Here is a 4027-nt window from a genome sequence, read left to right as displayed (position 1 = left end):
ACCCAGACCTTCCCACCGGCCATTCCCGAAGCTCAGCGCAAGATCCTCACCGACCTCGGCATCAAACCCGGGTACTAGGCCAAATGTCCGAAGTCAGGGCAAGACCTCCGCGATGCCGGCGACCACCGGCACCAGCCGTTCGCGGTCCACCCCTTCGGATTCCCGCAGCGCGTAGATGGTGGCCAACGCCAATCCCTGCTGTGCATGGTTCCAACCCGCCCACCCCAGCAACGGTGTCGGGTCGGTCTCCCGGCCTACCTCCGGGTAGAGGATGAACCGTTCCTTGGGAAGATCAAGCTTGCCACGATTTGACCAGTAGGCATCGTTGCGGAAGTCGACCTTTGCGTACTTTGACGGCACTGAGATACTGGTTGCCTCGATCAGGCCAGGCATCCTCGTCGCGCTGCAGCTCCCATACCCGCTCCCACTCGGCACGCTTGCGCAGCCCGGAATCTTTGTATCGCCACGCCGCCAAATACGGCACCGCCTGATCCGCCAGCAGGTTCATCATCGTTTCCGCGACCGGAGCGTCCCGGTGACCCGCCCACAAGTCGAGCGCCTCGATGAACATAGGGTCACGACCGAGTTCGCCAGCGAGCTCGCCCACCGACCTGGGCTGGGGCATGCCCTGCTGATTGACCCACAATTGCGGACTCTCGATCTTGTCGAGCAGCCAATCCCGCAGCGCTCGTCGCAGTTTGGCGTCCCATGGCTCCCCCGCCCAGCGGCGCTTGTATTCGGGACGCTCCAGCAGGCGGATGTACTGGTTGGTCTCCATGACATCTAGGCGGCGCTGCACCAGGTCCTTGTAATCCTGGGGCCAGTCGATAGGAAGGTCTCTCACACGTTCAAACTTGTGGTTGTGATGGTCAAACCACGTCGTCTCGACTTCGGCCGCTGCCTCTTCTCGCGCCAACCTGATAGCGAACGCGCGGTCCGCTGGCAATAACCCGGGAGCTACCCCTACTTGGGCAGACAAATCCTCGTCGATGAGGCCGTAACGGTAGTAGCATTCCCAATCGAGCTCTTCTTGCTCGGCGACCAGTAGGGCTCGTATTGTGTGGAAGCTCTCCGAAGATTCCCGGATAGCTTCGCGAAGACCGTTCACCGACTTCTGCAGCATAAAACCGGGCTCGAATTCCATTAGTGACCGGGCCAACGTATTTAGGTGGCGAGTCCGCTCGAGTGGAAAACTTTTCGGCAACGGAACGCCGCCGATCTTCTTACTTCCAAACTGAAACCGATGCTCCCATCTCTCATCTGCACCCGCAGACTCCGCACCGGGCCGACCATTGTTGTAACATTTTTGACGAAGCCAGAAACACGAAATCGAACTGTCTAGGACACCAAGGATACGCAGGTAGTCATCTTCGGACGAGCCCTTCGCCAGCTTTACGAGAGGCGCGCCTTGCGTGAAAGCCCCACTTCCATAGTCGATTACAAAATGATTGTGCGTAGCGACGAAGGCATAAGCAATAGATAGTGGATTTGAATCCTTCGGTAGCTGATGCCATTCATACCAAGGACGGCGTTCTGAGAAGTACGTACCCTTTGTGAAAGTCGCACGATTACCCAGGTCGGTACGATTAGGCCAGAGGAACTTCCATACCGTATCGATATTAGAAAGTGGAATCAGCTCGTGATTTGTATCGTACGGAAAGAATGCAAGCTTTGTGCTTTTGACTGAGAAGTCACGAATGTTATCGCCCTCAACTATCTCGCGGAACCATTTTTCACCGTATCCATGTCGGCCTGGCAGCGTTGAATCCACAATCATTGCAGGGTCGGCATGTGTCATACCGAAGAAGCCAATTCGTTGAGTCTTGTCCCCTACGAAAACTCCCGACGCAGCCACAAGTTCGTCACCCAGCTCGAGCGCGCCCCCGCCAGTAAGGCTCCACGGATGCTCTTTCAAATACCGCCTAGCCAAATCGAGGACTGAAATCCACTTATCTTCGTAACCTGGTTCATCTACATGCGCGGCTATCGACGACCATACTTTGCCCTGAGAACTAACTTCTGGCACACCTGGTTCGCCTTGATTTCCGAGGACCGCACGAACCTCGCCAAGGCCCTCTTGATTTCGGCCGACAATAATTGCTGTTGGAGTACCGTGTCCCGGGATGTATGCGCCCGAGGTGTCGGCGACGAGCCGCAGGTCCTTCTTGGCGAGGAACTTCTCAACGATGGGCACCCCGAACTCGCGTTTCATGAACGAGTTCGAGGTGATCTGCCCAACCCAACCGGGCCGGTCCCCACGCTTCGCAAGTGTGAAAAAGCGCTCCATGAAAGGGACGGTCAGCGCATAGGTCCCCTTGCAGTAGTTGTATCGCTCTCGGTACCGCGCGTTGAGGGCCGTATCGCTGACCGCGATGTACGGCGGATTGCCAACGACGACGTCGTACTGCCCCAGGGTGAGCAAATCACGTAGTTTCTTGAGATCCTCAGTGACATAGGCGAATCCACTCGCGACTGAGTCTTTGTCGACGTTGGGATCGTCGAAGTCGATTGCAAACGCATCACGCTCCGGACCGTGGAGAAGTGAGTCCCCGGTCGCAACATTCAGCGTGTACTTCGGCACATTCACAAGACTCTCGTCACCTGAGGCCTTCATCGCCGCCACGATGAGCCGAAACTTCGCGATTGCCACCGCGAATGCGTTGAGGTCCACACCGTGAACGGATTCGAGCGCCTTGTCGACCCGCGCCCGTGAGTCCATCCCGGGCGCCTCGTCTTCCCAGCGACGCACCAGCCGGGCGAACGCGCCGAGCAAAAAATGACCAGAACCGCAGGTGGGGTCGATCAGCTTGAAGCCCTCCAGCGCACGGTCTTTCAGCGCCGGTTTCATAGTGCGGTCGAGGATGAACTCCTCCACAAACTCCGGAGTCTGCAGCAGTGCGTACTTCTTCTTCGCATAGTCGGAGAGATCCTGGTACAGGTCGCCAAGGAATCGGGTGGACAGGTCCGGATCATCGAAGCGCCACACGAGGTCCCCGTGGTCGTCGGTGCGTCGCCAGTATCCGAGCAGTTGCTCGACCGCGTAGGAGGAGGGTTCCATGATGCCGATCGCGGCGTGGTCGTCGACCAGGGACGCGGTGCCGGGGTTCTCGCGCAGTGCCGCGAAGGCTTCTTCGAGCCACTCACGGTAGGAGCGGTTGCCCTGTTCCTCGCCGCGCTCGTCGCGATAGAAATGTTCCTCGGCATCCAGTGCGCGTTGGCGCAGTGCCGGGTTCGGGCTGGTGATCCACACCGCGGTTGGGCCGAGCAGCATGTTGTCTTCGCAGAATCGCACGAACACCGAGGTGAGCAGCCAGCCGACTGCGCCCTGGGTAAGTTGATCCTCGACATAATCTGTCCAGGCGGCGGCGGTGCGCTTGTCCTTCACGGCCTGCTGGTGGGCGTCGCGCCAAGTCGCGGTGCGGCCGGGGTCGTCGGCAAGCCGGGTGCGCATGTCGTCGACCAGCAACGCCAGTTGAGGCTTGAGGTCCGCGGTGAACTGCGAACCGGCGATGGTGGCCAACATTATTGGGCGTGCTCCTTGGAGTGTGGTCGGTGGTTGGTTTGTGTCGTCGAGATGCGGGGTTTCGAGGCTTCTCGCCGGCGGCGCTCGCACGTCAACCGGACGGCCGCCAGACGCGCAAGTCCACGTGCTCTGCCGCCCGGTGAAAGTCCTGGTCGGTGGTGAGGAGCAGGTGGCCACCGGCCACCGCGAGTTGGGCGATCAGGGCGTCGACGGAACCGATCTGCACGCCCGCGCGCCGACAGCTGTTGCCAATCCCGGCCGCTTCTACATAGTCGGTGCGATTTGGCTCCAGAAATTCGAGCGCATCGAACGCCGTCCGAATTGTCTCCTGGGCCTGCCGGGGAACAAACCCTCGCAAGAGCTCCAGGAGGATCATTCCGGTGGTGACCACCAGCTCGCCGCCGGCTAGGTGTAACTCCCAGACAGGTTGTGAACGGCGTGGCTAGCAGAATGTAGGTGAGGACCTCCGGTATCGGTGTGGGTTACCACAACGCACATCGATCA

General features: G+C 59.4%; 3 protein-coding genes. All 3 read right to left on the bottom strand.

What is annotated here, in order from left to right; genetic code table 11:
- Window positions 1-93 precede the first annotated feature (93 nt).
- Window positions 94-393, bottom strand: a complete 300-nt coding sequence (locus H7I57_RS33925; protein WP_372510495.1) for a DUF7008 domain-containing protein — start codon at window positions 391-393, stop codon at window positions 94-96.
- Window positions 293-3523: a BREX-2 system adenine-specific DNA-methyltransferase PglX gene (gene pglX, locus H7I57_RS30835; RefSeq protein ID WP_264028346.1), complete on the bottom strand. Its 3231-nt coding sequence runs from the start codon at window positions 3521-3523 to the stop codon at window positions 293-295. Before pglX ends, H7I57_RS33925 begins: the two co-directional genes overlap by 101 nt.
- 91 nt (window positions 3524-3614) lie before the next feature.
- Window positions 3615-3914: a PIN domain-containing protein gene (locus tag H7I57_RS30830; protein WP_264028345.1), complete on the bottom strand. Its 300-nt coding sequence runs from the start codon at window positions 3912-3914 to the stop codon at window positions 3615-3617.
- Window positions 3915-4027: the final 113 nt, after the last annotated feature.

The sequence above is a fragment of the Mycolicibacterium pyrenivorans genome (assembly GCF_025821625.1).
GTDB lineage: Bacteria > Actinomycetota > Actinomycetes > Mycobacteriales > Mycobacteriaceae > Mycobacterium > Mycobacterium pyrenivorans.
This window is presented reverse-complemented; position numbering and strand designations above follow the sequence as displayed.